The organism is Paenibacillus sp. GM1FR (assembly GCF_002803315.1).
Classification (GTDB): domain Bacteria; phylum Bacillota; class Bacilli; order Paenibacillales; family Paenibacillaceae; genus Paenibacillus; species Paenibacillus amylolyticus.
Window position 1 is genome coordinate 312,022 of record NZ_MKZL01000033.1, and the last position, 26,255, is coordinate 338,276.

Genomic DNA, 26,255 nt, shown 5'->3' on the forward strand with positions numbered 1-26,255 from the left:
GACGATCTAAAGAACGATCCTTCGCTGTAACGGCCACTCAGCAGATTCCAAGTCACTTGCAAACCATGTCATAATATATGAAACAGGAGTGAACACAACCATGAGTCAATTTGAACAAACCTTTGAAAAGTCATTGGAACAATACGCAGAACTAGTTGTTAAAGTTGGCGTGAATATTCAAAAAGGACAGGATCTGCTCGTTACTGCACCGATCGAAACGCTTGAATTCACACGTCTCATTGTGCAAAAAGCCTATGCGGCTGGTGCCAACTATGTACAAGTGGACTTCGATGACGACAACATTACCCGCAGTCGTTTTGAGCATGGTTCCAATGACAGCTTTGACTACTATCCAGCCTGGAAAGCGGATATGATGGAGAAGTTTGCAGAAGCAGGCGGCGCTACCCTGACGATCAAAGTTCCAGATCCTGAACTGTATAACGGAATTGACTCCGACAGCGTTTCCCGTGCTACTAAGGCAGCTGCACACGCACGTCGCGGATATGCCAAATACACACGCAACCATGAAATTAGCTGGTGTCTGATCAAAGCACCGACCAAGGCTTGGGCGAACAAAGTATTTGCCGACATCCCGGAAGAAGACCGAATCAACGTGATGTGGGAAACGATTTTCAAAATGAACCGTGTAGATGGCGGAGACGCTGTACAAAATTGGAGAGAACACCTGGATACCCTGAATACCATGAGTGATCTCCTGAACAAAAAGAACTATAAAAGCCTGCATTACCGTGCGCCAGGTACAGACTTGAAAATTGAATTGGTCCACAACCACATCTGGGGTGGCGGTGGTAGCGAAAATAAACAAGGCGTGTACACGGTCGCCAATATGCCGACTGAAGAAGTATTCACCATGCCTAAGCGCAGCGGAGTGAATGGATATGTCAGCAGTACCATGCCTTTGAACCTGAACGGGCAACTGGTAGACCAGATGAGAATCACATTCAAGGATGGACAGGTTGTAGCGTTTACGGCAGCATCCGGTGAAGAGCATTTGAAGAACCTGTTTGCCACCGATGAAGGAGCACGTTATCTGGGTGAGGTCGCACTCGTACCACATGACTCTCCGATCTCCAACCTGAATCGCATTTTCTACAATACGGGTATTGATGAAAATGCATCTTGCCACTTGGCTGTGGGAAGTGCGTATCCATTCAACATGAAAGATGGCACAACCATGTCGAACGAAGAGTTGCTGAAGCATGAGTGTAATGTGAGCTTGACTCACGTTGATTTCATGATCGGTTCCGCTGAGCTGGATATCGATGGTGAGTTACAGGATGGTACAATCGAGCCGGTATTCCGTAAAGGCAACTGGGCATTTTAATTTCTAATCTAGTTAGTAGCAGTAATATTACTGAACGAAAAAGTGACTTCAACTTGAAGTCACTTTTTTTCCTCGTAACATGGATTACCCGGGTCTTACAGGCACACATATCTCGCAATAATGCTGATTGAGCAGCTCCCAACGATATCGTTCTATAACCGGCTTGTTGTCCATCCGATAACCACTTGTTTGTAAATGAGGGATGATCACATTCCATGCTTGCTGAATAGCTTCTGCCGTGTGCTTCACTTTACAGATGAGATAATCTCCGCCTGATAACTCGCCTATCTCAACAAACTCATCTTCCAGACGTTCAGATTCAGTGATAACAATACAGGCATCATATCTGCAGTTCTGAGGAGGTGTGCTCGCCGGGTCATCTTGTGGAATACCGAATAAAATTGCTGATTCATGAAGCAGTTGTTTTTTGTCTGCCCATTGTTTCAGCGTATTCATCGCTTGAGCATTGGCAGGCCCATACGGACCAACTTGTCGCACATAGGCGATACGATATGACGGGAGGTTTTCGATATACATTTCCATGAAAATCTTCCTCTCTGTACGATTTCTCTTACATATTGGATGCTAACATGGTATAAAAAAATTTGCTTAGGTAATTGTTGAATCCCGGTGACGAAACTCATAGAATAGTGATAATATGTTGGAAGACTGTTCCAATAGAGCAAAACGAGAGGGTGAGGCGTTAGACATGGATATTACTTATGCCTTCACGGATGAACATTTCAGGCAAGTTGTGTTGGATCGTTTTTGTGAGCAGCGGGATTTCATTCAGGAGAGTGACGTTTGTGAGGTTGAGATATTAGAACTCTCAAATCACAATATTAGCAATCTTGATGGAATCGAGTATTTCAGGGGTCTTCAAGAGCTGGATTGTGCCTATAATCAATTGACCGGTTTGGATCTAGCTCAGAATCACAAGCTGAGGATATTACGTTCCAGAGAGAATCAGCTTCTTACACTGAACCTCCGCTCCAATTCGGAATTGCAGGTGCTGGATTGCAGTTTTAATCGACTTCGCAAATTGGATCTTTCTCATAATTCCAGGCTTGTAATGGTGGAGTGTCATTGGAATATGTTATCGGAGCTGGCTTCGGAGCACCTTGAGCAGTTGGAGGAACTTAGTTGCAGTTATAACGCTCTTTTCTCACTTGAACTTGAACACAATAAGCAACTGCGGCGACTTGATTGCGCCAACAATTATATGTTGGAACTTGATGTAACAAGTTGTCCAAACTTGATTGAACTTCGTTGTAACCACAACCATATCAAACAGTTGGATTTTCGTTCAAATATGGTTTTAGAGAGTGTCCGTTGTTTTAACAACCATATTAGCAAGCTGGATATTCGCCATAACGTACAACTAAAAGAGTTGTACTGTTCCGAGAACAAATTAAACGAGTTGGATTATAGCGCTAATCCCAAGCTGGAAAGACTGCAGTATGCAGATAATCTAATGTTTGAATCCAATTATGAAGTTCCCGGTATGGGGTTGTTTCAGTATGACGTCTCGATGTCCAACTATCAGATGAACTTACTTATTCAGGATAAAGAACTGGTAGTCACTGCACAGGTTTCAACCAAGACAGAGATGGAGGACTTATCCCCATATATGGAAGAGACGTGGAAACGGTGGGACATGCTAGGTGAGCAGGCACTTAAAACCATTGCCGAGGGTCATCCGGACGAAGATATCAATGCATTGATTTTGGCTGATGCAGAATTTCAGGGAGATCAATATTTCCGATTGGGTTATGATGCGGGGGATACACCTGCTGGTCGACTGTACATATATGCGGAGTTTGACGATGAATTTCACATGTTGGATACGTTGATCTATGAAACGTATTAAAGCCACGAGATCGTGGCTTTTTTGCTTTGTTGAACTAAAGATTATTTACACTGACACTACGATGACAGAACAACCTTCCAATCGCTGTTATCCCCAGATTTTATTTCCATTCCTTTTCTAAAGGGGAAATCCGGGGATAGCGTATGCTTCCGATGCAGCTTTCTTTCAGAAAGCTTTTAGGCGAACGTTTCGCTTTTTCAGGTTTTTTCTGTCCTCTCCGTTATCGTGTAAATGTTAGTTCAACTTATATAATTGGTTATATTATATGTTATTCAGCGTGCATTTTGTTAAAGCTAACATATTCGTTAATCGGTTTACGGTAACCGCGTGGGCGCTGTTTGGCTTCCGACTTTTTGCCGATGGTGATCAGCATAACCGGTACGTAATGGTTAGGGATTTCCAGACTCCGTTGCAGTTCTTCCGAGTCAAAACCAATCATTGGACAAGTGTCCCAACCGCGATCCTGAGCGATCAGCATCAATTGCATGGCAGACAGGCTGGCATTGCGAATCGCATCCTCACGTTGGAAGAATCTGCCGCGAGATTCGTAAAATTCGGTGACACTTTGGGATTCCTGCTCGTATTGGAACGGAGTAAGAGCGCCCAGGTTCAGCAGGCCTTCGTTAATCGTGCGGATATGATGATGCGCGTTGACGTCGCCCAATACCACGATGACCGCAGAAGCTGTTTTTACCTTATATTGCTGGGAAGCTTCATAGACTTTCTCTTTCTGTTCCTCGTCTTTAATTACAAGATAGTGCGTGTGTTGCAGGTTAAAGGCAGATGGTGCAAATTTGTTCAGGGCAAACATTTCTTGCAGTTCCAAATCCGAAATTTCAATTCCTTCTTCAAAAATAACGGCCGATCTACGGTTTTTGACTAGATTCTCCAACGAACTCATGGTAGTTTCCCTCGCTTATGTATGATTTATAAACTGACTATAACACACTTAGTTACTTTATGTAAGTATTATTTTAGAATAAGACAAGGATTGTCTGCCATACGCTAAAATAAAGCACTAGAGGTGATTCATGAAAGCATTGATCGCAAAGTATATGGGAGGACATGACCCTCATGAATTTCGGGTATATGTGATCCAATCTTCGACGTTAAAACGTTTTGTAGTCGTGGAGATTATTCTAGGCCCTATCGTGTACAATGTCGCACTTTATTTGTGCCATAATGTAATACTTGCTGGAGTAGGCTCTTGGGCTGGAACAGAAGGTCTGAAGAGACTGCCACTGGTCTTTAGAAAAATCGTTGGGACATGATGAAGTGTGTAAATGAAAAATTGAAGCAGAAGAGGGCCAGTTGCGGCCCCATCTTCTCCTTCAGTCATGTTATCTATAGTCACGCTTCTTTTATCTAATCACATAACTGTCTAAGCTTTGGGTTCAAACTTGCCTTATTTGGCACGTTCCAAATACTGCTCGAGCGTAAGTTTCTGGTTGGTAATCTCACCAGCAATATATACCCCAACATAACGTACATGCCATGGCTCATAGGAGTAACCAGTCAATTTCTCCTGATCTTTGCCATAACGGATGATGAAGCCGTATTTGTGGGCATTGGCTTTCAGCCATTTGCCTTCTTTGGTGTTGCCAAAGCTTTGCTGAAGATCATAACCAGCCGAAGCGCTGGAGATATCCATGGCTAGACCCGTTTGATGTTCGCTTTGTCCTGGCCGAGCACTTGTTTTATTGGCAACAGCTTCACCTTTGATGCTGGCATTACGGTCAAAGATCGATTTCTGAGTCGCATACGAGCGATAGCCCGACACCGCTTTGATATCGATGCCGTCTTTTTTGGCAGCGGCAAATAATTTCTCTATCGCGGTTGCAGCCACTTTACGCATTTGTTTCTTCGGACTGGAACCTGAGAAGCTAAAAGGAATATTAGGTACAACCAAATCTTGAGGTGCATAAGTTGAAGGTAGATTTCTCTTTTTATTGACAAGTACAACCGTACTGGACACATTGGTCACAGTTGCCACATTTTTAATCGTTTTGATCGTACGACCAGGTGCATTATCATGCAGAAATTGAGTGAAGCTGGAGCTTGCCGCAGACGCGACGGAATTCAGGCTTGAAGTGATGGGAAACGTAGTAAAGGCAGAACCTGCTACAACAGAGCCTACGAGAATTGTAGATATGATGGATTTACGAGTAAAAGATTTCATGATGTGTGTTCCTCCTCGGAATATATGAATCTATATACCGAGTATACTAGAGGATTATATCCATAGGTTCTCCAATTGTTTCCGAGTTGTAAACAAAGTTTGCTATATAAGTTGAACCAAAGATATTTACACTGGACACTACGATGACAGAACAACCTTCCGATCGCTGTTATCCCCTGATTTTTTTGATTCAATTTTATAATGGTGAAAATCTTGTGATAGCGTATGCTTCCGATGCAGCTTTCTTTCAGAAAGCTTTTAGGCGAACACTTCGTTTCTTCAGGTTCTTTCTGTCCTCTCCGTTTCGTGTAAATGTTTAGTTCATCTTTTATAGAGTCTTTTTTGCAACTCTGATAGAGGCATATAAGGAAAAGAAAGTTAAAAAAACCGTTGCATTAGATGCAACGGCTTTTGATGTGAAGAGAGATAATGCTAGATTACTTCAAGTATGCTGGAGAGTGTATTACAACATGCAGGCGTCGGATCCACCGGAGCTTCCCGCAGTTACTGCACGGGTGTCACGGACGCGAACGTTGGCGCTGAGCACACCAGAATCACTGCTTAATTTGAAAGAAGGATAATTCTCTTCTGTATCCAGCTTCATGTGTTGTTCAAGGTTTAGCTGCTGCTTCGGATCAACATAGAATGGCACCAGATTGGTTTCAATCTGCGCGTCGAGAGCCGCAAGTTCATCAACAATGATAATAGCGATAACTCCGTTACATCCGCAACCTTCCAAGTCATAGATCACTTTGAAATATCCAGGTTGGTCATTCAAGCTTTCCGTTAATCGTTTTGCAGCCAAATCTGTAATTTGAATATACATATAGGTACACTCCTTTATATGTGGTCATGGTTGTAAGTGGTAAAAGAATTCATTCAGCTTCTATTCCCATTATACCACTTTGGCAAAAATCAAAGCCTTTATTTTCTTGACTGATCAGTCTGGAAAAGGTATTCTTTAGTTAATGAATAGGGAGGTGAGGTCTTAAATTGGGAAGAGCCAAGGAGTTCGACACGGAGACTGTGCTAAGAAAAGCAACGTCTGTATTTGGAGCGTACGGTTATGAAGGTACATCTTTGAGCTTACTGCTGAGTGAACTTGGCATTGCGAGGCAGAGCCTGTATGACACCTACGGAACTAAACATGATTTATTTGTCTCTGCTCTTAAATTCTATATTCAGCAGAAGACAGAAGCGGGAATCAGACTATTAAATGAATGTACAAGTGTGAGGCAAGGCGTGACCGAGTTGTTCAACGAAGCGGTTAACGTGTTGACAGACAACGAACGTCGTAATGAATGTTTCATCATTAATAGCGCGGTTGAACAGGCACCACAAAATCACGAAATCGCGGTCTTTATTCACACCACTAACCAACAAATGGAAGATGTTTTCCATACTGCGCTGTTACGAGGCCAGAGGAGTGGCGAATTGAGGCACGCTGAGGAAGAATTGCCCGGGCTTGCCCGTTTTCTTAATTATTCCCGACTCTCATTGACCTTTACAGCGAAGAGCGGTGCAAGCGCAGAAGCGCTACGAGATTTTGTACAGATGACCCTAAGGGCTTTGGATTAACGTTTTACATGATTTGAGTAAGAATTATTTACGTTTTCTTGAAAATGGACGCTTAAGGCGTTTATTTTTTGACTATTATAGACCGATTGGTCTGGAAAAAGAACACCAAACAAACTGAAGGAGGAAACAAGCATGATCAATGATAAACCGTTGACACTTATTACCGGAGCTAATGGAAAGACAGGAAGCCGTGTTGCGGCCATACTTCAAAAGCATCATTATCCGGTGCGTTTGGCAGGAAGAACTAAACCATCTCTTTCTGGTTCTGCCGATAATTATGTCTATTTTGATTGGTATGATTCCGAGACATATGCGCTGGCGCTGAAAAATGTGAATCAGGTGTACCTTGTCATGCCAGTCATGGATATGAACCCAGAAGATGCCATCATTCCGTTCATCAAGGAAGCATTATGGAGCGGAATTAAGCGATTTGTCTTGCTTGGCAGTGCTTCGATCGATGAGAATGGTCCTATATTTGGCAAAGTACATCAGTATTTAAAAGCCCATGCTCCTGAGTGGGCGGTATTACAGCCTTCCTATTTTATGGAGAACTTTACGGAGGGGCCGCATCGGGAGACGATGAAACAACTCGGGAAAATATACAGTGCTACGGGTGACGGGAAAATTGGATTTGTTAGTGCAGATGATATCGCGGCGGTGGCCTTCCATGCTCTGACAGATGTTGTTCCTCATAATACGGAGCATATCATTACAGGGCCGGAGACGTTGTCCTATGGACAGGTTTCCGACATCATTAGTCGTATAGTGGGTCAGTCTATCCAGCATGAATCTTTGTCCGATGATGAATTGAGGAACAGCATGATTCGCGCAGGAATGTCAGAAGAATACGCTGCTGCCCTCGCAGGACTGGATGTGCCTATCCGGGAGGAGGGGAGAGAAGATCAAACGACGGATACGGTGACAAAAATAACGGGGACTAGCCCGATTTCATTCGAGCAATTTATTCAAAATCATATGGAAGTATGGGAATAATAGAAGAAATATTTTCATATTCAATGAGAAGACGGTGCCTAGTGCCCGTCTTTTTGCATGTCTACCAGCATGTTGACATCGTTAATTCGAATATGGATCTCTCCCTAACAAAGGACACTAAGGAAAGCAGTGATTATACGAACACACTTTTGGGGAAATAGATGAAGATGAATGTTAGGGCGTGTCTGAAACACGCCCTAGATAAAGGGGCGAAGAGAGCGAATGATTCAGTTCGAAAATGTATCAAAACAATATCCTGATGGAACAACGGCTTTGCGTCAGGTTAACCTCAACATTAACAAGGGAGAATTGTTCGTCATGATTGGTCCGAGTGGATGTGGCAAAACCACCATGCTCAAAATGATCAATCGCCTGATTGAACGAACAGATGGAACAGTGCGCATTAATGAACGCCCAATCGATGAATACAACATTCACGAATTGCGCTGGAATATAGGATATGTGCTGCAACAGATTGCACTATTCCCGCATATGACAATTGCCGAAAATATTGCAGTTGTTCCTGAACTGCGAAAATGGAAGTCAGATCAAATTAAGGAGCGTGTACATACGTTACTGGACATGGTGGGTTTGCACGGAGATACGTACAGTGAGCGTAAACCGTCCGAGTTATCCGGAGGACAACAGCAGAGAATTGGTGTGTTGCGTGCACTCGCTGCCGATCCCGAGATAGTTTTGATGGATGAACCGTTCAGTGCACTCGATCCAATGAGTCGGGAGAAATTACAGGATGATATTTTGGATATCCAGCGTCAGATGAAAAAAACAATTGTGTTTGTCACCCATGATATTCAGGAAGCGTTGAAGCTGGGGGATCGCATCTGCATTATGAAGGATGGACAGGTTTTGCAGGTAGGCACCCCGGAAGAACTGATCCGACAGCCAGCTAATGATTTCGTACGTGAATTTGTTGGAAGTCCTAACACCGATACGAGTTCACAATCTGATTTTGATCTCGAATCCATCATGTCACCACTCTCACCGGGTCATGTGCCAAAATCAGCTAAAACTGCCGTTCCTGCATCCATTACGTTGACGGAGTTAGTTGATATCATGGCTTACCATGACCATCTGCTGGTTGAACGTAACCGCCAGATTATTGGCGAGATCAGTCGAGTTGATCTGATGAAATACTGGTCTGTTCAGTTACAGGAACGAGGTGAAGGACATGAGTAGATTCACGGAGGTGTTCAGTGAGCGCAAAGGTCAGTTGTTGTCTGCTCTGCTGGAACATATTCAGATCTCATTTATCGCATTGTTCTTTGCTGTCCTCATCGCTATTCCGCTAGGTATATACCTGACACGCAAACCAAAAGTGGCTGAACCCATTATCGGGGTTACGGCTGTGTTGCAGACGATACCGTCCTTGGCGCTTCTCGGACTGCTCATCCCGTTATTCGGCATAGGCACACTTCCTGCAATCATTGCACTGGTGGTGTATGCACTGCTTCCCGTACTCCGCAACACGTACACAGGCATATCCGAAGTTGATCCTTCCATGGTGGAAGCAGCGAATGCGATGGGCATGAATAGTTGGCAACGTCTAATCAAAGTGGAACTGCCACTGGCGATGCCTGTCATTATGGCCGGAATTCGGACCGCTATGGTGCTTATTGTAGGAACGGCGACACTTGCTGTCTTGATCGGCGCAGGAGGTTTGGGTGCATTAATCTTGCTGGGCATTGATCGGAACGATACCGCATTGATCATCCTTGGAGCCATTCCGGCCGCCTTGCTGGCGATTTTGTTTGATGTACTATTACGTCAGTTCCAGCGGTTATCCTTCAAGAAAACATTGGTTACCCTTGGTTCGCTGGCAATAATCGCGATACTTGTGATTACCATTCCCTTCGTGGCACGTGGTGGACAGAAGGATCTCGTCATTTCCGGGAAATTGGGGGCCGAACCCGAAATTCTCATTAATATGTACAAATTGTTAATCGAAAAAGACACAGACCTGACCGTTGAACTAAAACCCGGATTGGGCAAAACACCATTCCTTTTCAATGCACTCAAGTCGGGTGATATTGATATCTATCCTGAATTCACTGGGACAGCCATCTCCGAATTTATGAAGGAAACGGCTGTGAGTACGGATCGAACAGAGGTCTACGAACAAGCAAGAGACGGAATGTTAAGCCAATTCAACATGGTGCTGCTGAACCCTATGGATTACAACAATACGTATACGTTGGCCGTTCCAAAGAACATCGCAGATCAATACAATCTCAAGACCATTTCGGATCTCAAACCGGTGGAACAGCAGATAAAGGCAGGATTCACGCTGGAATTCTCGGATCGGGAAGACGGATACCTTGGCATACAGAAAAAGTATGGGATTGAATTCCCGAACGTTGCAACAATGGAACCCAAGCTTCGCTATGGTGCTCTTCAGCGCGGAGATATCAATCTCGTTGATGCTTACTCCACAGACAGTGAGTTGAGACAGTATGAACTCGTTGTGCTGGAGGATGATCAGGAGTTATTCCCACCGTATCAAGGCTCGCCGATGCTTCGTCAAGAAACGGCAGATCAATATCCACAACTGGTTGAGGTGCTGAATCAGCTTGCTGGCAAAATTACGGATAACGAGATGCGTCAGATGAACTATGACGTGAACGTAGAGGGAGCGAATCCTGAACAGGTTGCAGCAGAGTACCTTAAACAGGCTGGATTGCTGTAACTTCAGGCATCCCTGCAATAGATGCACCAAAAGGATGAGGAGGAACCATGATGACACAAGAAACGTATGACTTGATTGCAATTGGCACAGGAAGCGCGGCAAGCTCTGTTATCACCCGTTGCGCTGAAGCTGGCTGGAGAGTTGCTGTAATTGATGAACGTGAGTTCGGCGGAACGTGTGCACTGCGTGGCTGTGATCCCAAGAAAGTGCTGGCTGGAGCGGCTGAGCTGATTGACTGGAATGAACGGATGCAAGGAAAAGGAATTCAGGGACAGGCGACCATCAACTGGTCTGAACTTATGGCCTTTAAACGCACCTTTACCGAGAGCATACCTAGAGCAAGTGAAGATCAATTCAAACAGGCCGGAATGGATACGTTCCATGGTAAAGCTTCATTTATTGATGAAGACCATATTCAAGTTGGAGAAGAAGTGCTCCATGGCAAACACATCCTGATTGCTACCGGTGCAAGACCTGCGCCACTTGAGATTGAGGGCTCGGAGCATCTTCTATATAGTGATGACTTTCTGGATCTGGAACAGCTGCCGGATCGATTAGTTCTGGTAGGCGGTGGATACATTGCATTTGAGTTTGCGCATATTGCGGCCAGAGCCGGGACGGAAGTCCATATCCTGCATCGGAGTGAACAGCCTCTGAAGTCGTTTGATGTGGAGCTTGTAGAATCTTTGTTGCAAAAATCAAAAGAGATCGGCATTCATGTTCACTTGAACGCGGAGGTGAAGTCCATACGGCAAGAGGGGAACGCCTATGTCGTTCATGGCACGCGTAATGGTGCAGATCACCAGTGGCAGTGCGGACTTGTCGTTCATGGAGCGGGGCGTGTTCCCAATGTGGATGGGCTGGAATTGGAGAAAGCCAACGTCAGCTACAGCAAAAAGGGGATTACGGTGAACGAGTACTTGCAAAGTGAAAGTAATCCGAGAGTGTATGCTGCTGGCGATGTAACGGATACAAAAGGGTTGCCTTTAACCCCGTTAGCAGGTCAGGAATCCCGGGCTGTATCGTTCAATTTGTTGGAGGGAAATCAACACAAACCAAATTATAAAGTGATGCCTTCTATTGTGTTTACTGTCCCTGCCCTTGGAGCTGTAGGTATGAGCACGGAACAAGCCAAGAAAGAGGGCTACGAGGTGCAGGTAAATGATATGTCGAAATGGTATACTTACAAGCGAACTCATGAAAAATTTGCCATGGCCAAAGTGGTGATCGACAAATCAACCGGGCGTATTCTGGGTGCGCATGTGCTCGGGAGCAAAACAGAAGAATTGATCAACCTTTTTGCAATGGCGATTCAGTTCAATCTGACTATTGATCAGTTAAACACCATGAATTTTGCATATCCTACTGCTGCATCGGATCTGGGTTCTTTAATTTAGAAGTGATGAAGTGAGGATGAACCCCCCTTTGGGACGGAAGAAAGGATGAAAATAACGATGTCATCGGATTTTATTGGGCTTCATGAAGGCAAGTGGACTAAGGAACCCGTTGCTGCACGGATGGATGGGGATCGTTTCGTTGTGGAAGCTCGGGAAGGCAGTGACTTTTGGGAGAACACATTCTACGGGTTCTGTCATCGGGATGGACACGCCATGCTTGCTCCATGGGACGGAACGGAAGCGATTGAGGTATCGTTTGATCTAAGCTCATTCACCGAATTATATGACCAGGCGGGATTAATGTTATGGTACGGAGAAGACCAATGGATCAAGGCCGGAGTTGAGGTCAATGATGGTGTGGCACATGTTGGAGCCGTCGTGACGGATACGTATTCCGATTGGTCACTCTCTCCTGTGCCAGAGTGGGGTGGACGAATCGTAACAATCAGAGCCTCCTACAGTAATGAGGCTGTTGTCATTCGTGCTCGCACAGATGAGCATCCTTGGCGTACAATTCGGGTTGCACGGTTTGCCTATCCAACGAACAAACATGCAGGTCCATTTCTGTGTTCACCAAAGCGTGCAGGGTTCGAGGTAGCCTTTACCAAGTGGAGATCCACGACACCCGATCAAGACTTGCATACAGATCCGCCGATTACGGATTAAAACAAGTTAAGATGCACGATAAACAATAAAACATGAACAGGTGTATCTGGCTTAAAAAGCAAGACAACATGAATAAGCAAGTCTTCCATTAACGGAGGACTTGCTTATTTGTGTGTTTAAACTTTGGACTGTGAAAAGTCTCCAGTTACTCATTTCATCATTCACCGGGTACAGTGAGTTCTTTTCGCACATACAATAGAGTGCTTGCGAACTTTACTTGAGTTTAACGTTTATTTACTCGTGTCCGTATCCAGGGAATGGGGTTCAGTCTCTTTTTCACCCTCATCATCATTGGACTTATTGAACTCAAGCATACGCTCCTCGTAATCGTCCAGGAACCATAACGGGTCCATGCTGTCTTCCTCACCGTTGTAATTGATTACGATTTCGTCGCCAGCTTTGATGTCTGTATACGCGTAGAAGTCAAAGGTATGGTTATCAAAGTTGATATCGTAAGTAGCGTTAGGTTCATAAGAGTGGTTGATCAGACTGCCGTAACCGAGCAGAATTGCGGTATGATTCGCCCCATATTCGAACACGTAATCTTCCAAAATCGTTTTTTCGACATGCTCATGATCTTCATTTGGGTAAGGCACAACGGGTGCCTGATGGATAAGCGTTCCTTTGGCAATATCAACGGTAGCAAATACCCCGCGGTTAAACTCACCACCATCACCCAACTTGGATTGTTTCACTTCAATCATAATCTTCACCTGATGCTCTTCGAAGAGCTCCGTTCTATATAATAGTAATTCGTTAAGGCAAAATTTTAACCCATACTTTCATATAAGGCAAATTTCAGACAAAAAGGTGGAATAATTTTTAATATGGCGTTGAGTTGTGCAGGATATAACGCTTATAATATACAAAGAATTAAGTCTATATAGAAAAGGTGTCATGAATGAGCATATTAAATGTAGAAAAATTAAGTCACGGTTTTGGTGACCGTGCTATCTTTAACGACGTTTCATTCCGCCTGTTGAAGGGCGAACATATTGGTCTGATCGGGGCCAATGGTGAAGGTAAATCCACCTTCATGAACATTATTACAGGAAAACTTCAGCCGGATGAAGGTAAGGTGGAGTGGTCCAAACGGATGCGTGTTGGTTATCTGGACCAGCATGCTGTATTGAACAAAGGCCAATCGATCCGTGACGTACTTCGCGGCGCGTTCCAGTACTTGTTTGATATGGAACAGGAAATGAATGATATGTATGGCAAAATGGGCGATGTTACACCGGAGGAGCTTGAACAACTGCTTGAAGACGTGGGTACGATTCAGGATACACTGACAAACCAGGATTTCTACATGATCGATGCCAAAGTGGATGAAACCGCACGTGGTCTGGGTCTGACGGATATCGGTCTGGATAAAGACGTCAATGACCTGAGTGGTGGACAGCGTACCAAAGTATTGCTTGCCAAGCTGCTGCTAGAAAAACCCGATATTTTGCTGCTCGATGAGCCTACGAACTATCTGGATGAATTGCATATCGAATGGCTGAAACGTTATTTGCAGGAATATGAGAATGCTTTTATTCTGATCTCTCACGATATTCCGTTCCTGAACAGTGTAATCAACTTGATCTATCACATGGAGAACCAGAATCTAACTCGTTATGTGGGCGATTATGATCACTTCCAGGAAGTGCATGAGATGAGAAAACAGCAGCTGGAGTCGGCTTACAAACGCCAACAACAAGAGATCGCTGACCTCAAGGACTTTGTAGCGCGGAACAAAGCAAGTGTAGCTACACGTAATATGGCGATGTCCAGACAGAAGAAACTCGACAAGATGGATGTCATTGAGATCGCCAAGGAGAAACCGAAACCGCAGTTCAACTTCCGTGATGCAAGAACATCCGGCAAGCTCATTTTTGAAACCAAAGGACTTGTGATTGGTTACAACGAACCGTTGTCCAGACCACTGGATCTGCGTATGGAGCGTGGACAGAAGATTGCCCTCGTTGGTGCGAACGGAATTGGTAAAACAACCCTGATGCGCAGTATTCTGGGTGAAATTCAAGCTCTGGAAGGAACCGTTCAACGCGGTGAACATCTGGAGATTGGTTACTTCCAGCAAGAGATGAAGGATGCCAACTACAATACGTGTATTGAAGAGATCTGGAAGGAGTTTCCTTCGTATACCCAATTCGAGGTGCGTGCTGCACTTGCAAAATGTGGTTTGACTACAAAACACATTGAGAGCAAGGTAGCTGTACTGAGTGGTGGCGAGAAAGCTAAAGTGCGTCTCTGTAAGCTGATCAATAATGAAACCAACCTGCTTGTGCTCGATGAGCCAACAAACCATCTGGACGTTGATGCCAAGGAAGAGTTGAAACGTGCGCTCAAGGCTTACAAAGGCAGTATTCTTCTGATTTCCCACGAACCGGAATTCTACCGTGATGTCGTTACGGAGACCTGGAACTGTGAGTCGTGGACAACAAAAGTATTCTAAATAGAGGTTGTTCAAAAAGTCCGCTTTTGATTACGAATCATGTGCGAGCTTGCGAACAAGCTCGAAGCGTGAGAAAAGGCGCGAATTTTGCTTGCAGAACAAGCAGAACTCGCGCCTTTTTTGCGTGGTTTTAACGAAAAATGTTTGAGCCCAATTCACAGTTGACAGCTTGAATAAGGCAATAATATAATTCAGGAAAGCGATTACATTTATATATTAAAAACCTGTTTCACTGCATAGGGGCAAAGAAAACACGGTATTCCGTATGGGTATCATTGCACTTAGAAGGGAAGACGGGTCTTTTTTTACACTCCGATGAAACCGGTTTCATTAAAATAAGGAGGTGGACAAAAGCTCGTTACTGACCACTGGTTGCTGAGGATAGGCTGAACAACACCGCGCATACAAGAACCATGCTTTCATCTTTCACGCCAAAGGAGAGAATGAACATTGGATAAACTCAGGAAACCCATGATATTTATGTTATCTGCAACACTTGCGCTGTCTTCGGGACCGTTGATGCTGCCGAGTAAGGCGTATGCCGATCTGAGCAGTATACCCGCCACGTTGTTGCAGGACGATTTTTCGGATGGTAATTACACGGAATCACCTGCGTGGAACGTAAGCTCAGGCAATTGGGAAGTACTCGCGGACCCGACAGATACGTCCAACTTCACGCTTTTCCAGAGCGATACCAATGAAGGCATCATCTCTACTGGAGACTCCATGTCGGACATGACCGTGTCCATGCGCTTTTACACGGGAGCCGGTCAGGGGTATCCCGGAATATTGCCGCGGTTTCAGGATAAGAGCAACTTTTACTATTTTCAAATGCAGGTTCCCAATAATAAACTCGTTTTCTCCAAACGGGTGAACGGATCAGACACAACTTTGAAAACGGTGGACTATGCTTTTGCCAAAGATACATGGTACACGCTCAAAGTGGTGTTATCAGGTACCACCATTCGCGGGTATATCGCGGAAAACGGCTCCGATCGGTTGGTATTTGATCTGGTCGATCCTACATACGGGTCAGGTACAGTTGGCATTCGAAATAAGTGGCAGTCGGTACATGCAGATGACGTGACCATTGCCGAGCAGCCGCCAGGGAACGATATTCAGCTCTCTATTGCTGAGCAGACGGCTTCTTCGGTTTCACTGCAATGGTCTGAAATCGCGGGAGCATCAGCCTATCGCTTGTATCGTTCCTCTACGCCTGAAGGCGGTTATTCTCTGGTAACCAGTACCGGAACTTTGGAACACATGGATGAAGGATTGAGCGGGGATACGGTGTATTATTACAGGCTCGCTTATGAATACGGAGGCCTAACCGAATCATTATGGACTGCTCCGCTGGAAGTTCGGACGACAGCCGCAGCACCACAGGCTCCGGGCGAATTAAAGGCCGAAGCACTCAATGCCACGAGTGTGAAGCTATCTTGGCCCGCCGTGGACAAGTCAACTGGTTATCGCGTGGTTCGGGCCGAATCTGGCAGTGAGCAATACGAGCAGATATACGAAGGGAAAGGGCTCACATTCACAGATAATGCACTCGAGCCTGGCAACAGCTACAGCTATCGTGTGACGGCCTATAACGCAGCTGGGGAGTCAGCGGCTACTGTTGCAGAAGCCACGACATACTCTATTGACTCTCCAGCAGAGTTCGTTGCCACAGCTGTGACGGACACATCAATCTCTCTGGGGTGGAATGACTTGCCTGGATCTGATGTAACGTATATCGTGTCCCGTTCAACTAGTGCTACGGGTACGTATCAGCAGGTCTATAGTGGCAATGAAAACACGTTTAACGATAGTGGTCTGACGATGGGCACAGGATATTTTTACATCATTCAGGCGACCGTGGACGGCGTAACTTCTCCAGCATCCGCACCGCTTGGTGTTGCCACAGTTCGCACAAGCATTACACCAGGGCAACTGTGGCCGGATCTGGACGGTAAGCCGATTGATGCGCATGGGGCAGGCTTTTTCTATGATGAACAGACGGAGATGTATTACTGGTATGGTGAATACCACACGGGCGGATGGCCAGCTGTTGGTGTGCGTGTGTATTCATCCAAGGATCTGATGAACTGGACGGACCGAGGCATGGCTCTGACGACGCTTCAATCCATGGATGATTTTGACAATGACCCGTTGATCTCCGAATTGTATGCGGGGCGTGAAGACCGCGTGGATATCTGGGCAGATATCCGCAAAGGACGGATTATTGAACGACCAAAGGTCATCTACAACGACAAAACGAAGAAATACGTGATGTGGGCCCACATGGACGGCGACAAAGACCCCTATAACGATAATGCGAATTATGGTAAGGCGCGGGCCGGTTATGCGATCAGCGACTCTCCAACAGGGCCTTTTGTGTATCAGAAGAGTTACCGGATGGACAGAGCTCCCGAAGGGGAGAAAGATTTCTTCCCAACCGATAAGGGTATGGCACGTGATATGACGTTGTTCAAGGACGATGACGGCACTGGCTATCTGATCTACTCCAGTGAGGAAAACCTGACGCTCTATATCTCCAAACTGAATGAAGACTACAGTGACGTAACAGGGTGGCATAAGGAAGGACGAACGGATGACAAAGGCAATCCGGCACGAGATTCCACCTATCAGGCGGAATACGGCGTAGATTACGTGCGTGTGTTCCCGGGAGGGCAACGTGAAGCACCGGCGATGTTCAAGTATCAGGGGAAATATTATATTTTGACTTCCGGAGCTTCCGGTTGGGCCCCTAACGAAAACAAAGTGACGGTGGCGGATAACATTTTTGGCCCGTGGTCAACACAGACCAATCCGTTCGTGCGCACGTTGCCAACCGATCCTGATCCAGGCAAGGCATTTGGCACACAGACGACTTCCGTCATACCGGTTGATCCGGAAAAAGGCAAATTCATTTACGTGGGGGATACGTGGAATGGTGGCAATTTCTCGAATGATGCTGCAAAATACGTGTTCTTGCCAATTGAGTTTGGAATAGGCTCCGACATCGCGATCAAGTGGTATAACAGCTGGACACCTGATCTGCTGAATTCGATGGGCAAGGTTGATATTGCTGATCCGTTGCCAGAAGCCGTGGCGCTAGGCAAAGTACCATCCCTGCCAACAACATTGAATGTGCGCGACGGTGGAGCACTGGTATCAACGCCAGCAGTATGGACGATTGATTACCGGGCCATGACGGCAGAAGATTTTGCCAAGCCAGGACCGCTCACATTACAGGTAACCACACCGGAATATAACAACAAAAAGCAGGCAGTTCGCCTAAATGTCATTCCAGAGAATACAATTTATTTTGTGAACAGCGGGGGTTACGAAACGGCTGATTACAGTCTCATGGGTGATTATATGAAGGGAACGCTTGCGAACCCGGAAACGGCGGATCAGATGTACGCTCCGGCTGAGGGACGTAATTGGGGTTATGTCAGCGCAGATGCACTGGCATCCGGTTCGAATGGCGGGGATATATTCTCGACCGTACGTTATCTGAACGGTGGAAATGTCAGCAATTCTCCTAAAGGCACGGACTTAACCTATAGCTTTGATGTGCCAAACGGGTCATACGATGTGTACGCCGGATTCAACGATCCGTGGAGCAATACATCGCGCAGAGCGAATTTCATCATCAATGGCACCAATACCGGTGCAGTTACTTTTACGCCTGCCAGCGTTAGAGCCCACAAAGGCATCAGCGTGTCCGACAACAAACTGGAGTTGACCGTGCGCAATACGGCATCGCAGGACCCGATGATTAGCTGGATTATGATCGTTAAACCTGACGCCGCGCCACCTGCAAATGATAGTGCTGGTCTTAATGCTGATGCGTTGGATTCAACGAGCGCAACGCTTCACTGGGATGCTCATCTTGGTGCAGCAAGCTACAAGCTATACCGCTCAGATCGTGAGCAAGGTGAGTACAAGGTGGTCTATAGTGGCAATGGGCGGGAGTACACGGACAGTGAACTGAACCCCGGCACGGAATATTATTACAAAGTGGAAGCTTTGGATGCCACGGGGCAATCTTTAAGAGGTGTATCTTCCACTTATCAGGTTCACACGGCTCAGCAGAGCGCTGCTGATGTAGCCACAAGCATTACAGCGTTGGAACAGCCTTCCGCAGGTGCAAAAAAACTGAAGTTCCCTTCCGTGCCGCAAGGTTTCACGGTGAAGATCGCTTCCAGTTCGGTACCGTCGGTCATTCAAACCGATGGAACGATTGTTCCACCATCTAAGGAAACAACGGTAACACTGGAGTTGGAAATTACTCGAACTTCTGACGACAGTAGAGCCCTGACTATACCGTTGACAGTGAAGGTGCCAGCATCTGTTTCTTCCCCTGGAGGCACGGACCCTGGTTCGGGTGGTAATTCAGGTGGCAATTCCGGTGGAAATCCAGGAAATGGTTCTGGTTCATCCAGCAATGGTGGACAATCCGGAAGTGGTAACTCAAGTGCAGAGAATGCGGTACCACAACCTAAACCGGAGAAGGACCGTTCTGTTCTGGAGTTGCAGGGACAGTCTGATCAGAAGGGGGTAGTGCATTCCAACTTAGATGTTTCAACGATTAAAGATGCTTTTAAAGTTGCCCCTTCAACGGATGCTGGTCTGCGCTTGGTCGAACTTCGGCTGAAGCCGGTTTCGGGAGCAACGGCATATGAAGTATCTCTGCCTGCCTCTGCGTTGTTAGATCAGGGTGAGTCACATGTGTTCAACATTGTTACAGAGCTGGGGATGTTGGAGCTCCCTGCGACACTGTTAACGAAGGATATCGTTGGTGATGGGACTGCATCAATCCGACTGGTCAGAACGGAGCTGCCAAAAACAGTCTCAGATCTGCTTGGCACGCAATATGGAGTCCAGCTTGAACTTCAACTGGATGGTAAACCATGGCCATCGGAAAGTCAGTTAATACTTCGTCTGCCTTTCCAATCCTCACAAAATGCTCAGCAGGATCGGATTGTAGCATTTGCCATTGGAGCGAACGGTGTGGCAACCCCATTGCCGCAAAGTTACTACGATCAAAAAAGCGGGCAGCTTGTATTTTCCGTCACATCACTCACAGGAAATTATGCTGTTGTGCCTGTGGAGCAGACATTCACAGATCTTGCAGAAGTGCAGTGGGCCAAGAAAGCAATGGAGGCTTTGGCTGTTAGAGGTGTAATTGGTACAGAGGCAAGCGGTGATTCCACGCAGTTACATCCAAAACAGGAAATGACCCGTGGCCAATACATGCAATGGTTGATGGATGCGCTGGGCTTGAATGCTTCTTCCGGGAATGCGTTCTCTGATGTAAACGAAAATGCTCCGTACTACGAAGCAGTTACAGCTGCACGTTCGCTAGGTATCACCAGTGGTACCGGTGACGGGCGCTTCTTGCCAGAGTCGACGATCACTCGTCAGGAGATGATGACGTTGACAGTGAGAGCACTTGCGGCGGCTGGACTGGTTGACTCTGAGACGACTGTAACAGATAACCTTACTCGTTTCCGTGACGCTTCCGAGATTCGCTCCTATGCCAGGGATAGTGTGGCATTACTTGTGAATCTGGGTATCGCCCACGGGTACAACGGTGAGGTGAAACCACTTGCCGAAGCGACCCGAGCCGAATCGGCTACATTGTTATATGCGATGATGGGCAAACTGGTATGGAATAAATGATGATACATCAGAATCGTAGCGTGTGAAAAAGAAGGCTTACTTTGACCTGGAACCCAGGTTGGAGTAAGCCTTCTTGATTGTACGCCCGTCATGGGCGAAAAGTCAGTTACTCAACGAACGAGTAACCTCCTATCGTTTTGCAGTTGTTATCTGTAATATCTGCGAATTGTTAATTGTAATGTTTGCCGATTTGATATGCTTGCTCAAGCAAGCCTTCGATATGTTCTTTGGATTCTGAAATGGTTTCATAGAGGAATTCGACTCGGGATTCCTGCATTCTCGCATAGCCTGCGATCCCATTATTTAGATAGTTGGAAATCATGTTGTAATAGTCGTATTTATGGAATGAAGCCTCCGTTCCCCCAGCTAGTGCAATCCACAGTGCCTTTTTGGAGTTTGCCTTGTTCAGCAGCCCCATGTTCCATACCTTGTCCAGATAAGCTTTGAGCATGGAGGGAACGTTGTACCACCAGATCGGGAAAACAAATACAATGGCATCAGCCGCAAGCACACGATCCAGCTCTTTGCGAATCACAGGAGCATGCTGTTTATCGGGATTTTGCCAGTCTCGCTCATCTTCTACACGATATAGGGGATCGAATCCGTCATGATATAGATCGAGGATATCGATTTCATGGGAATTCTCCTGCATACCTTCTATAAAACGATTCATCACGGCAAATGTTAGGGAATCCTGTCTTGGGTGAGTAACGACCAGTTTAACTTTCATGTAGGAGTAACCATCCTTTTTTCTTTTTATTTTGGTTAAACATTCTGACCAATGTTATTATAAGTTTCAAGACATCTTCTTGAGAAGTACGCACCTGGGAGTGCTGTAGATACTTTGGGGTTCTTCGGTTACTTTTAATAACGGATATACATATATGTGAATTATGGGGGAGTACAAGTGGAACAAGAAATGAAAAAATATGAGAGTGGTGTGCAGGCGATGCTGGAATTGGTCGGTGGAAAATGGAGGATTCTTATTCTGCATCAGCTGATATCAGGTAAAAAACGTACAAGCGAACTTCGCAGAGCCATTCCTGGCATTACCCAGAAGGTCTTAACCCAGCAGCTGCGTGAACTGGAAAAGAATGAAATCATCCATCGGATCATTCATCCCCAGATTCCGCCCAAGGTAGAGTATGAGATGACAGAGTACGGCTTGACACTGCAGGACATCATTGACCGCATATGTCTATGGGGAGAGAATCACTTGGACAAAGTATACGGAGATAAAAGCAGAGTGCTGGGAAATCATTTTAGTGACTATACTCCACTTTCAACTTCAACTTGAGCTGGCTGTCAAATTTAAAAATATAACAAAACCATCCTTGATTTAAAAAGGAGGGTTTTTGTTGTTTTTTGTCCTTTATCAGCGAAACTGATAAATGCTATAAAATCATTGAAATTGACCCTCAACACCCGGTGTGTTAGGTTTTAGAGAGAAGAAATTAAATTAATGTGATGATTTTAGTCGGAATTAAAATCGAAGCAATGCGCGAGGTGGCAAACAGTGGAACTTCAAGTGACAAACAGCCCTTTTAATCAAGAACAAGTTGAACTGCTTAATCGTCTTATTCCTACATTGACCGATGGACAACGTACTTGGTTGAGCGGATATATTGCAGCAATTCAGGCAAGCGCGACAATAGCGGCTCCAGCTAACCTGGTACAGGCTGCACCAGCTACAGGTATTGCACCTGTCAGTGCTCCGCCAGTATCCCGGGAAGTTACTGTGCTTTTTGGTTCACAAACCGGGAATTCCAGTGGCCTATCGAAAAAGCTGGCCAAGAAACTTGAAGAGCAAGGTCTTCAGGTAACGTTGTCATCGATGGGAGATTTCAAACCGAACGGACTCAAGAAAATTGAAAATCTCCTCATCATCGTCAGTACGCATGGCGAAGGCGAACCACCGGATAATGCGATTCCGCTGCATGAATTCCTGAACAGCAAACGGGCTCCGAAGCTTGAAGGACTTCGTTACTCGGTGTTGGCTCTGGGAGATACCTCCTATGAGTTCTTTTGCCAGACAGGTAAGGACTTCGATAATCGGTTGCAGGAGTTGGGTGGTACAGCCCTTGTACCACGCGTGGACTGTGATGTTGATTTTGATGAAGCAGCTGCGGAGTGGATGAATGAAGTACTGGCATCCTTAAGCAGTACATTTACTGGTGCGAGTACGGTAACCACGGAGGCTGTTACAGCTGCGGTGAGCGGCGGGGAATCCGAATATGATCGCACGAATCCATTCAAGGCTGAAGTGTTGGAGAATCTCAATCTGAATGGCAGAGGATCGGACCGTGAAACACGCCACATTGAGTTGTCTTTGGAAGGTTCCAGCCTGGATTACGAGCCAGGTGACAGCCTTGGGGTATTCCCTGAGAATCATCCGCGCCTTGTAGATGAATTGATTGCAGCCATGGGATGGAATGCCGATGAACGCGTGACCGTGAATAAAAACGGCGATCAGGTATCTGTACACGAAGCGTTGCTGCGTTATTTTGAAATTACAGCTGTGACGAAACCGGTCGTGGAACAACTTGCGAAACTGAATCCTGGGAGTGGCCTAACGGCATTACTTGCAGATGATTCCGAATTCCGTACAGTCATGAATAGCTGTGATCTGCTGGATCTGGTTCAGGATTATAATCTGAAAGGGATTCCTGCCGGAGAATTTGTAGCTGCTCTTCGCAAAATTCCAGCACGTCTGTACTCCATAGCGAGTAGTTCGAAGTCTTTCCCGGATGAAGTTCATCTTACCGTTCGGTCAGTACGTTATGAAGCGCGTGGCAGAGAACGTTATGGTGTATGCTCGGTACATCTGGCTGAACGAATCGAAGCTGGCGACACCTTGCCTGTATATATACAGCATAACCCGAATTTTAAGCTGCCTGAGAACCCGGATACACCGATCATCATGGTTGGCCCAGGTACAGGTGTTGCGCCGTTCAGATCTTTCCTTGGTGAGCGTGAAGAGACAGGAGCAGAGGGCAAGACATGGCTGTTCTACGGAGATCAGCATTTCGCCACGGACTTCTTGTACCAGACGGAATGGCAACGTTGGCTCAAAGATGGTGTGCTCACTAAGATGGATGTAGCCTTTTCACGTGATACGGAACAGAAAGTGTATGTACAACATCGCATGCTGGAACACAGCAAAGAACTGTACCAGTGGCTTCAGGAAGGTGCAAGCGTATATATCTGTGGTGACGAGAAAAAAATGGCACATGATGTGCATGCTGCGCTCACCACGATTCTTGAACAAGAAGGCGGTTTATCGCCTGAGCAGGCATCGGAATATCTGACACGGTTACAGCAGGAGAAACGTTATCAGCGGGACGTCTATTAATCACCGGCCCAGCCGGATTGCACCATCCCGCAGAGACGAGAGGAGAAAGCAGCATGGTTTATAATAACTTACTTAACCCACAGCGCACGAATAGCGATGTGGAAGATATAAAGATCAAAAGTGATTACTTGCGCGGAAGTCTGACCGAAACGTTGGCTGATCGTATCACGGGGGCTATTCCAGAGGACGACAACCGTCTGATGAAACACCACGGTAGTTATATGCAGGATGACCGTGACCTGCGTAACGAGCGTCACAAATCCAAGCTGGAGCCTGCATACCAATTCATGTTACGTGTGCGTGCTTCCGGTGGGATTGTAACCCCGGAGCAGTGGTTGATGATGGATCGGGTAGCGCATAAATATGCGAATGAGACGATTCGTCTGACCACACGTCAGTCTTTCCAACTGCATGGCGTACTGAAGTGGGATCTTAAAAACACCATTCGCGAAGTGAACGATTCGTTGTTAAGCACACTGGCTGCATGTGGTGACGTAAACCGTAACGTGATGTGTAACCCGAATCCGAATCAATCTGATGTGCATGCTGAAGTGTATGAGTGGGCATGTCAGGTGAGCAATCATTTGGACCCTCGCACCAGGGCTTATCATGAGCTGTGGCTGGACGGAGAGAAAGTGGTTGATTCCCAGGACTCGGACGAAGAAGTTGAACCAATCTATGGCAAAGTGTATTTGCCACGGAAGTTCAAAATCGGTATTGCTGTACCACCATCCAATGATGTGGACGTCTATTCACAGGATCTTGGCTTTATTGCTATTGTGGAGAACGGCAAGTTGCAAGGCTTCAACGTTTCCGTAGGAGGCGGCATGGGGATGTCTCATGGTGACGCCAAAACGTATCCTCAGGTGTCCAAAGTCATTGGTTTCTGTACGCCGGAGCAAATGATTGATGTTGCAGAGAAAACAGTTATGATTCAGCGTGATTATGGAGATCGTGCAGTTCGTAAACATGCTCGTTTCAAATATACGCTGGATGATCGTGGTGTGGAGTGGTTTGTCGAAGAGCTGACCACCCGTCTGGGATGGAAACTGGATGCGGCACGTCCGTATCATTTTGAGACTAACGGAGATCGATATGGTTGGGTAAAAGGTAATAATGGCAGATGGCACTACACGCTGTTCATTCAGAATGGTCGTGTAAAGGATGTTGATGGATATCCTCTCATGACGGGTTTACGTGAAATTGCCAAAGTGCATACGGGTGATTTCCGTCTGACTGCGAACCAGAATCTGATCATCGGTAATATTAGCAGCCAGAAGAAGAAAAAGATCGAAGCGCTGATTCAGCAGTATAATCTGACCGATGGTGCGCATTACTCAGCGTTGCGCAGAAGTTCAATGGCTTGTGTTGCGTTTCCGACCTGCGGCCTTGCGATGGCTGAGTCCGAACGTTACTTGCCGTCCCTGATCGACAAACTGGAGCCTGTACTGGACGAAGCCGGGCTGAGAGACAAAGAGATTGTCATTCGGATGACGGGTTGCCCGAACGGATGCGCAAGACCGATGCTGGCGGAGATTTCATTTATCGGTAAAGCGCCGGGTAAATACAACATGTATCTCGGTGGCAGCTTCACCGGACATCGCTTGAATAAGCTGTACAAAGAAAACATTGGCGAAACCGAGATTCTGGACACATTAACTCCAATGGTGAACCAGTATGCCAAAGAGCGCAATGAAGGGGAACATTTCGGAGACTTTGTCATTCGTGCAGGTTATGTTCCTGAAGTGTTGGATGGTCGACAATTTCACGCTTAATTGACCGGGTAAGATAACTGAAATTAGGACTGATTTAGGGCGGAAGCATTCCTTTATGGGGTGCTTCTTGTCTGCTATATATGGAGTGAATAGAGGTAACGTTAGTTTCTGCTGAGAGATTTATAAGAGGATAAACTAAGGTTAATCTTCAAATGGAGATGGATAATCACCGCAGTTATTCCCATTATTTCGTGTGTATTAACTTGTTGAAGTACGCTCAACAAGATATAATGGCATAGTAGAAAGCAGATTACATGTTGAA

Annotated in this window: 20 protein-coding genes; 14 read left to right on the forward strand and 6 right to left on the reverse strand. The window is 46.0% G+C overall.

All coding sequences use genetic code 11. From position 1 onward, the window contains the following. Nucleotides 1-100 precede the first annotated feature (100 nt). Nucleotides 101-1,345: an aminopeptidase gene (locus PAEAM_RS21490; protein WP_036608587.1), complete on the forward strand. Its 1,245-nt coding sequence runs from the start codon at nucleotides 101-103 to the stop codon at nucleotides 1,343-1,345. Nucleotides 1,346-1,429: 84 nt separating this feature from the next. On the opposite strand, the gene PAEAM_RS21495 is transcribed toward PAEAM_RS21490, so the two are convergent. Further along, nucleotides 1,430-1,888 carry an AraC family transcriptional regulator gene (locus PAEAM_RS21495; protein WP_100528905.1) on the reverse strand — a complete coding sequence of 153 codons (459 nt, stop codon included), beginning with the start codon at nucleotides 1,886-1,888 and terminating at the stop codon, nucleotides 1,430-1,432. Nucleotides 1,889-2,054: 166 nt separating this feature from the next. Between PAEAM_RS21495 and PAEAM_RS21500 the strand changes: the two genes are divergently transcribed. Then, complete coding sequence (locus PAEAM_RS21500) at nucleotides 2,055-3,215, forward strand: leucine-rich repeat domain-containing protein (protein WP_100528906.1); 1,161 nt, start codon at nucleotides 2,055-2,057, stop codon at nucleotides 3,213-3,215. A gap of 268 nt (nucleotides 3,216-3,483) precedes the next feature. Here the strand turns inward: PAEAM_RS21500 and PAEAM_RS21505 are convergent, their stop codons facing one another. Continuing rightward, complete coding sequence (locus PAEAM_RS21505) at nucleotides 3,484-4,116, reverse strand: nitroreductase family protein (protein ID WP_100528907.1); 633 nt, start codon at nucleotides 4,114-4,116, stop codon at nucleotides 3,484-3,486. A 130-nt stretch (nucleotides 4,117-4,246) separates the two neighbouring features. Between PAEAM_RS21505 and PAEAM_RS21510 the strand changes: the two genes are divergently transcribed. Then, entirely contained in the window at nucleotides 4,247-4,486 is a 240-nt protein-coding gene (locus PAEAM_RS21510) for a hypothetical protein (RefSeq protein ID WP_243391427.1), read from the forward strand. A gap of 134 nt (nucleotides 4,487-4,620) precedes the next feature. Here the strand turns inward: PAEAM_RS21510 and PAEAM_RS21515 are convergent, their stop codons facing one another. Both PAEAM_RS21515 and PAEAM_RS21520 read right to left on the reverse strand, forming a co-directional pair. Continuing rightward, nucleotides 4,621-5,394 carry a M15 family metallopeptidase gene (locus PAEAM_RS21515; RefSeq protein WP_100528908.1) on the reverse strand — a complete coding sequence of 258 codons (774 nt, stop codon included), beginning with the start codon at nucleotides 5,392-5,394 and terminating at the stop codon, nucleotides 4,621-4,623. A 463-nt stretch (nucleotides 5,395-5,857) separates the two neighbouring features. Beyond that, on the reverse strand, nucleotides 5,858-6,220 hold the full coding sequence (locus tag PAEAM_RS21520; protein ID WP_076214772.1) for an iron-sulfur cluster biosynthesis family protein: 363 nt from the start codon (nucleotides 6,218-6,220) through the stop codon (nucleotides 5,858-5,860). A gap of 167 nt (nucleotides 6,221-6,387) precedes the next feature. Between PAEAM_RS21520 and PAEAM_RS21525 the strand changes: the two genes are divergently transcribed. From PAEAM_RS21525 to PAEAM_RS21550, 6 genes are all read left to right on the forward strand, one after another. After that, entirely contained in the window at nucleotides 6,388-6,972 is a 585-nt protein-coding gene (locus tag PAEAM_RS21525) for a TetR/AcrR family transcriptional regulator (RefSeq protein ID WP_100528909.1), read from the forward strand. A 132-nt stretch (nucleotides 6,973-7,104) separates the two neighbouring features. Continuing rightward, nucleotides 7,105-7,965, forward strand: coding sequence for an ergot alkaloid biosynthesis protein (locus PAEAM_RS21530; protein ID WP_207765590.1), 861 nt, complete (start codon nucleotides 7,105-7,107; stop codon nucleotides 7,963-7,965). A gap of 222 nt (nucleotides 7,966-8,187) precedes the next feature. Further along, nucleotides 8,188-9,162 carry an ABC transporter ATP-binding protein gene (locus tag PAEAM_RS21535; RefSeq protein WP_100528910.1) on the forward strand — a complete coding sequence of 325 codons (975 nt, stop codon included), beginning with the start codon at nucleotides 8,188-8,190 and terminating at the stop codon, nucleotides 9,160-9,162. Further along, a complete protein-coding gene (gene opuFB / locus PAEAM_RS21540; protein ID WP_100528911.1) occupies nucleotides 9,155-10,669 on the forward strand; it encodes an osmoprotectant update ABC transporter permease/substrate-binding subunit OpuFB in 1,515 nt (504 codons plus the stop codon). The genes PAEAM_RS21535 and opuFB overlap by 8 nt, the downstream gene beginning before the upstream one ends. 50 nt (nucleotides 10,670-10,719) lie before the next feature. Continuing rightward, nucleotides 10,720-12,066, forward strand: a complete 1,347-nt coding sequence (locus tag PAEAM_RS21545) for a dihydrolipoyl dehydrogenase family protein (RefSeq protein ID WP_100528912.1) — start codon at nucleotides 10,720-10,722, stop codon at nucleotides 12,064-12,066. Nucleotides 12,067-12,111: 45 nt separating this feature from the next. Next, a complete protein-coding gene (locus PAEAM_RS21550) occupies nucleotides 12,112-12,732 on the forward strand; it encodes a DUF1349 domain-containing protein (RefSeq protein ID WP_235193804.1) in 621 nt (206 codons plus the stop codon). A gap of 230 nt (nucleotides 12,733-12,962) precedes the next feature. Here the strand turns inward: PAEAM_RS21550 and PAEAM_RS21555 are convergent, their stop codons facing one another. Next, nucleotides 12,963-13,436: an SET domain-containing protein gene (locus tag PAEAM_RS21555; RefSeq protein ID WP_100528913.1), complete on the reverse strand. Its 474-nt coding sequence runs from the start codon at nucleotides 13,434-13,436 to the stop codon at nucleotides 12,963-12,965. A 197-nt stretch (nucleotides 13,437-13,633) separates the two neighbouring features. On the opposite strand from PAEAM_RS21555, the gene PAEAM_RS21560 reads away from it, so the two are divergent. Together PAEAM_RS21560 and PAEAM_RS21565 are read left to right on the forward strand one after the other, a co-directional pair. Further along, complete coding sequence (locus PAEAM_RS21560) at nucleotides 13,634-15,190, forward strand: ABC-F family ATP-binding cassette domain-containing protein (RefSeq protein ID WP_100528914.1); 1,557 nt, start codon at nucleotides 13,634-13,636, stop codon at nucleotides 15,188-15,190. A 450-nt stretch (nucleotides 15,191-15,640) separates the two neighbouring features. Beyond that, the gene (locus PAEAM_RS21565) at nucleotides 15,641-20,866 is read left to right on the forward strand and encodes an S-layer homology domain-containing protein (RefSeq protein ID WP_100528915.1); all 5,226 of its coding nucleotides are present in this window, start codon (nucleotides 15,641-15,643) and stop codon (nucleotides 20,864-20,866) included. 169 nt (nucleotides 20,867-21,035) lie between these two features. On the opposite strand, the gene PAEAM_RS21570 is transcribed toward PAEAM_RS21565, so the two are convergent. Beyond that, nucleotides 21,036-21,596 (reverse strand): NAD(P)H oxidoreductase, encoded by a 561-nt coding sequence (locus PAEAM_RS21570; RefSeq protein WP_036608534.1) that lies wholly within the window; start codon nucleotides 21,594-21,596, stop codon nucleotides 21,036-21,038. 189 nt (nucleotides 21,597-21,785) lie between these two features. On the opposite strand from PAEAM_RS21570, the gene PAEAM_RS21575 reads away from it, so the two are divergent. The 3 genes from PAEAM_RS21575 (at nucleotide 21,786) to cysI (ending at nucleotide 25,993) form a co-directional block, all read left to right on the forward strand. Beyond that, complete coding sequence (locus tag PAEAM_RS21575) at nucleotides 21,786-22,163, forward strand: winged helix-turn-helix transcriptional regulator (RefSeq protein ID WP_051449752.1); 378 nt, start codon at nucleotides 21,786-21,788, stop codon at nucleotides 22,161-22,163. Between the two features lie 219 nt (nucleotides 22,164-22,382). Beyond that, complete coding sequence (locus PAEAM_RS21580) at nucleotides 22,383-24,218, forward strand: assimilatory sulfite reductase (NADPH) flavoprotein subunit (protein WP_100528916.1); 1,836 nt, start codon at nucleotides 22,383-22,385, stop codon at nucleotides 24,216-24,218. Nucleotides 24,219-24,271: 53 nt separating this feature from the next. Further along, nucleotides 24,272-25,993 (forward strand): assimilatory sulfite reductase (NADPH) hemoprotein subunit, encoded by a 1,722-nt coding sequence (gene cysI / locus PAEAM_RS21585; RefSeq protein ID WP_100528917.1) that lies wholly within the window; start codon nucleotides 24,272-24,274, stop codon nucleotides 25,991-25,993. Nucleotides 25,994-26,255 lie beyond the last annotated feature (262 nt).